Annotated in this window: 8 protein-coding genes; 3 read left to right on the top strand and 5 right to left on the bottom strand. The window is 40.4% G+C overall.

Translation table 11 applies throughout. The features are described 5' to 3' along the window. Positions 1-121 precede the first annotated feature (121 nt). The gene (locus H579_RS0118275) at positions 122-547 is read left to right on the top strand and encodes a hypothetical protein (protein ID WP_028301867.1); all 426 of its coding nucleotides are present in this window, start codon (positions 122-124) and stop codon (positions 545-547) included. Position 548: 1 nt separating this feature from the next. Then, entirely contained in the window at positions 549-920 is a 372-nt protein-coding gene (locus H579_RS26450) for a hypothetical protein (protein WP_036566715.1), read from the top strand. Between the two features lie 8 nt (positions 921-928). Here H579_RS26450 and H579_RS26445 read toward each other — a convergent pair whose 3' ends face one another. Then, the gene (locus H579_RS26445) at positions 929-1747 is read right to left on the bottom strand and encodes a RepB family plasmid replication initiator protein (RefSeq protein ID WP_036566712.1); all 819 of its coding nucleotides are present in this window, start codon (positions 1745-1747) and stop codon (positions 929-931) included. 566 nt (positions 1748-2313) lie between these two features. Here H579_RS26445 and H579_RS0118260 point away from each other — a divergent pair. Further along, positions 2314-2922, top strand: a complete 609-nt coding sequence (locus tag H579_RS0118260; protein WP_028301866.1) for a recombinase family protein — start codon at positions 2314-2316, stop codon at positions 2920-2922. A gap of 22 nt (positions 2923-2944) precedes the next feature. On the opposite strand, the gene H579_RS28115 is transcribed toward H579_RS0118260, so the two are convergent. The 4 genes from H579_RS28115 to H579_RS29930 all read right to left on the bottom strand — a co-directional run bounded on the left by H579_RS28115 (position 2945) and on the right by H579_RS29930 (position 4899). Then, positions 2945-3964 carry an SMEK domain-containing protein gene (locus tag H579_RS28115; protein WP_051227869.1) on the bottom strand — a complete coding sequence of 340 codons (1020 nt, stop codon included), beginning with the start codon at positions 3962-3964 and terminating at the stop codon, positions 2945-2947. A 159-nt stretch (positions 3965-4123) separates the two neighbouring features. Then, positions 4124-4414 (bottom strand): type II toxin-antitoxin system RelE/ParE family toxin, encoded by a 291-nt coding sequence (locus H579_RS0118250; RefSeq protein ID WP_028301865.1) that lies wholly within the window; start codon positions 4412-4414, stop codon positions 4124-4126. Further along, a complete protein-coding gene (locus tag H579_RS0118245; protein ID WP_028301864.1) occupies positions 4402-4686 on the bottom strand; it encodes a CopG family ribbon-helix-helix protein in 285 nt (94 codons plus the stop codon). Before H579_RS0118245 ends, H579_RS0118250 begins: the two co-directional genes overlap by 13 nt. Positions 4687-4767: 81 nt before the next feature. Beyond that, positions 4768-4899, bottom strand: a complete 132-nt coding sequence (locus H579_RS29930; RefSeq protein WP_281167069.1) for a hypothetical protein — start codon at positions 4897-4899, stop codon at positions 4768-4770. Between the last annotated feature and the right edge of the window lie 259 nt (positions 4900-5158).

Here is a 5158-nt window from a genome sequence, read left to right as displayed (position 1 = left end):
CCCTGCCGATGAATCAGGCGGAGTATGAGCAGTTGGAGGCTCTGGCCGCTGAGTTGGATCGGTCGATGTTATCTACGATCCGTCATGCTATTTCGAAGTTAGCAAAGGAAGCGTGATAGTTATGGTACTTGGAGATATTGGATCATGGGCATCAATATTAGGTACGGTGATATCTATATTTCTACTTTACCATGCTAATAAAATAAGGAAATTATTCTTATTAAAGGCTAGGGTCCCTAAAAACATCAAAGAACTTGAAAAAATATCAAAAAATATATCCATTAACATGGAGGGCTGGGATGATGATAAATATGATATATTGCTTGATTTTAAAAAATCAGTAGCGATCTTAGATGATTTAGAGTTTTCATCAAACTCAAAATATAAAAATGAAATAAAAGATTATAAAAGAAAGATAATTCCAAAAAGATGGTTTTTTAAAAAAAACACTGATATTAGTCAAAAAGAGGCATGGGCTTTATATACAAGTCTAGGTCTCTTTATTCAAGAAATGACAAACATTAAAAATAATTCGAAATGGGATTAGTATGGCAGTTGATAAAAAGGTTTTAGAGTTGATTACGAGTTTAAATGAAAAAACATTAGATGGGAAAATAAAATGGAGTGTATCTAATCCTCCTGCTTCTATCGCCAAAAGCGCAGAGGGAGATATATCTCAATATTATTCGACTACTATAAATGGTAATAATTATTCTGTTTTTTTAGGTGGATTTAAACACTACTTTGATGAAGATAATTATGAATGGAGGGAGAAGTCTTATTTTACTATAATTAATGAAGAAGGTCAGATTTTGTTGAAAACATATGAATATATACCTGTGCTAGATCACCTCTTTTCTAGAATTCAAGTTAATGCTTCAAACATTGATGATTTACTAAATAACATAAACGAGCTTTAATAGTAAAATTAGGTTTTAATCCTAACCCTATACCCCTCAGCCTTCAATCTCGCATAAAGCTGGGTGTAACTCTCACCCGGCCTAGCCAGCTTTTCCGCCTGAGCTTTCGTCAGTGTTTTCGTTTTTTCTGACTTAGGCTTGGGCTTCTCCCGGAATTTGAAAATGATATGGCTCACCTTACGGCCCGTCTTCCGGGTCGTGTAGGAGGCTTTGAGGTCGGTCGCTTCGTTGATCTCCTGAATGGCCTTCTCAATCACCCACCGTTTCAGATCCGCAAACAGGGGGTATTTGTCTTCGATCTGCAGCACCGACTTCAACTCATCGACCGTAATAGTGATCTCTTGCTTGGTGCCCCGCCACTGAGCAAAGTGCTCATAGATTCTAATCGCGTAGGAGTTGGACATATTGATCACCGCCGACAGCGCATAACGGGTGAACTGTTCCGACAGCATATTGATATAAGGGATGATATCGGTGCCGAATCGCAACTCTACCCGACCCTCTGCATCGATGTAGTTCACGCTCTGACACCAACGGGTCAGCATCTTAGATGGATGCCTCTGACTTCCATCAGGTTCCTTGTAGAGCGTCACAGAGCGGTCAAACAGCCGCTTAGAGGCCACCTTAAGATCCCTGTAAGCGGTCTTGATATCGCCCCCAGTCATCTCCACCAGTTCCGCCGCTGAAATGGAATACAGGGTCTGGTCCGTAATCACCTCATGACGGGGGACCTTAGACATACAGGTCAGAATGATCCGTTGCTCAAGTACGCTGAGACGGTAGGATGCATTGATGATGTGATTAGATTTAACAACCTGGAGTTCCATGACCACTTACCTCTTTAATTATGAGTATAATATTAATCTCATAATTATTCGTCAATAACTCATAGTTAGTGGTCAATTCCTCATATTTAACCGTCATTTTCTCATAGTTAGCCGTCAATCTCTCATATTTAAACCTGTAACATAATGATTTATAAGGTAAATTCCCATCCTAAAAGGTTTTAAAAGGTATAAAAGTATTAAAAAGGGGAAGCGGCCATAACTGAGCTACTTTCCCCAAGGAAAAGCTCAACTATTACACACCGTCAATCTCTCATAGTTCGACCGTCAATTTGTATATAGTTGGCCTCAACCCTACCCTGATCGGGCGCCTAGAAAGCAGATTTCACCAGCAACTTTCCCAGGGGAAAACCCTAACGATCACACACCGTCAATCCCTCATAGTTCGACCGTCAATTTGTAGAGATTACAGCGGCATATCCCTTGCTCAGACTCAAAGTCTATACCCATACTGTAAAAGTGGTTTTATAAGTATTGAGCTATTAACAGTATCAAATCAAAACTATTTTAGAACTAAAACAATACTGTTTTGAATGGAGATCAGAACTATGTCCGTGTTTGCCTACCTGCGAGTATCCACCACCCGACAGGACGTTGATAACCAACGCCACGGTATCCTTGAGTACTGCAATCAGCGCAGTCTAACCAACCTGCAATTTGTCGAAGACACCGCCCCAGGAAAGAAGAAATGGCGGGAACGTCGCCTTGGCCAACTGCTCGATGAGGCCCAAGCCGGTGATGTGGTGGTGTTTAGCGAGATCTCCCGGATTGCCCGTTCTACTCTCCAGGTCTTAGAAGTGCTGGAACATTGCACTGAAAAAGGCGTACACGCTCATATCACCAAGCAAAACATGGTGTTTGATGGCTCGATTCAATCCAGGGTAACGGCCACTGTGTTAGGCATGGCGGCAGAGATCGAGCGGGAAATGATCTCTATGAGGACTAAGGAGGCACTGGCCGCCAGGAAGAAAGATGGCAAGATCCTGGGCGGGCCGACAGGCCCGGCCAACCAGTACAAGCTGGATCCCAAACGGAAACAGATAGAAGACTTGCTGAAGAAGGAAGTCAGCATCCGCCAGATCGCTAAGATAGTGGAGTGTGCGCCGAGTACGTTGGCGGATTATATCCGGAGAGAAAGTTTAAGATTTGAAAAATGAGTATTAAGTAGAAAGTGATATTTTATTTATATTTGTTTTTTAGATTCTTTAATTTATTAACAAGTGAATTTAATACTTTTTCCATACTTGGTGCTATGAGCTCGTCTTCATCACTATAAATACCATCTTCCTTAATTTGGTATGAAGCAGGATAAATGGCTTTGTTGGTTTCTCTAAAAGTATATAAAAAATCATCCGAAGAATACTCAAAAGTGAAGCGCTCTATAGACTCATCATGATCACATAACCTAACAAAATCATCTAAGTACTGGAGGAAGTCTATGTATACTCTGTCTGAATATAAATGGTTTGATACCAATGTTCTCGATCTGGTGGGGTTGTTAAAGGAGATGCAAGATACAGTATCTGATAGTATGATCTCTGCACATGCGTATCCCTTGAATATGATGCTGTTGTCTTCTTCTGATGTGTAATATTTGAAATAATTTATATTTTCAAAATATTTACTGACCTCATTTCTATGTCTTATTATGTTTTCTTTATAAGGATCGTCTGATGATATAGAGTTGCAGACCTCTACGACATTTATTTCATTGGACAGAAAGTCATATATGTCAGATAGTTCAGAAGTGTCTCTATCATTTATACTTTTTGCTATGTCTCTATAATCAAGTATGTCTTTTTTTGTATTTAATATATGTTTGGATGGGTCTCCTATTTCAAGTGTTCTATATATTTGTTTTTTTGAGATATTGATGATTATAAGTCGGTCATATTTTTCATATAGCTCGCTCTTGATAAATTTTTCTACGGTGCTTCTTACTTTATTTAAAGATGAAGTTGAAGTAACTTGTATGGCAATTCTATTTTCATCATCTGCTAAATCAATAGCAGCCGCATTATGATGGGTTAAGTTGATATTCTTAAGGTTCCAGCCAAAAGATAAGTTAAACAAATCTCTATAAAAGTTTTCTGAATATATATTTAAGTCAGTTAAATTGATAGAGGATTTAATTTCAACTTCTTTTGATAGTTGTGCTAACAGTTTTAATATTTGATCTAAATAGTACTTTCTTTTCATAGGCTTCAATAGTTTATAAACAGAATGTTGTTTTCTAATGTCTAGGTATGATTAATTAATCTATTCTTCCGGTACGGTGCTGGTTTCAGCCGTGTCTTCCGGTATATCGGTTTTTTGCATCTGTTCCGCCATCAGGCGGGCTCCAATTCAGGTTTGGCTCTAGTAACCGACTTCTTTCTGGTGTTTTACGGCCAGGATCAGAGCGATATCGCCATCATATCGGTAGAGCGCGACGTAACCGCTACTGCCAAAATCGATCAGCCATTCTCTGAATTCCGGGTTCATCCCTTCAACTGGACGACCGGCTTCCGGTTGCCTGGATATGATTTTTACGGTCTGGCGTATGGTTTTAACGGCTTTTTTCGCGGCCGGAATATTATTATGGGCTAAGAACCGGTAAAGACGTTGGACATCTTTCAGTGCAGAGTCAGACCAGATTAAACGTGGCATTCAGGCGGCTCCACGTCGTCACCTGCTTCAAGCTTAGCCAGCCAGTCATCGGCTTCTTCCATCGTGACATGTTGGCCAGTAGCCTGATAGTCATTCCAGGCTTGCATACCGGCTTGTCGATAGGCTTCCTGTTTTTCTTCTCGCTCAACGTATTGCTGAATGGCTTCTCGCATCATCCAGTGCGTAGAGCGCTGACGAGCCTGGGCTAACAGGTCAATTCTGGCTTTTATTTCCGGGTCGAGTTTGACGGAAACAGGGCGTGCTGCGTTCATGATTTTTGTCTCTGTGATCGATAGGTATTACCTAGTATATACTAGGTAATACCTTGTGTTCTATGAGTGGAGTGTGAAGGGCTACAGCTTTTCCAAAAGTTCTTCAATGAGCTTAACGATGTCGATATTGAAATACTCTTTCAGTAGTGAGTTGATTCTCATCAGGGTTACGACAGATTTGATGATGTGTTGCAATGTTTTAAAGAAAATCATGTTCTTATTCCTCGATAAATTTGTGGATACAAAGAGACTTATAGCGCGAGCGCTATCCTTTAACGTGTGAGGAAAATTAGAACACTGGCCGTGCAGGTGGTTGTAGGCAAGATCCAGTATTTTTTTCAGATTTTTTCCCAATAAAAACAACAGACTCCCAGCCACAATTTCACAGGATGGAATAGCCAAAAATTAAACGCTACCTTGGTAGAGCTGAGATTGTTTGAGGGATGATGCCCGCCCCGGCCTGCTCCCAACC

Source organism: Oceanospirillum beijerinckii DSM 7166 (assembly GCF_000422425.1).
GTDB lineage: Bacteria > Pseudomonadota > Gammaproteobacteria > Pseudomonadales > Halomonadaceae > Oceanospirillum > Oceanospirillum beijerinckii.
This window is presented reverse-complemented; position numbering and strand designations above follow the sequence as displayed.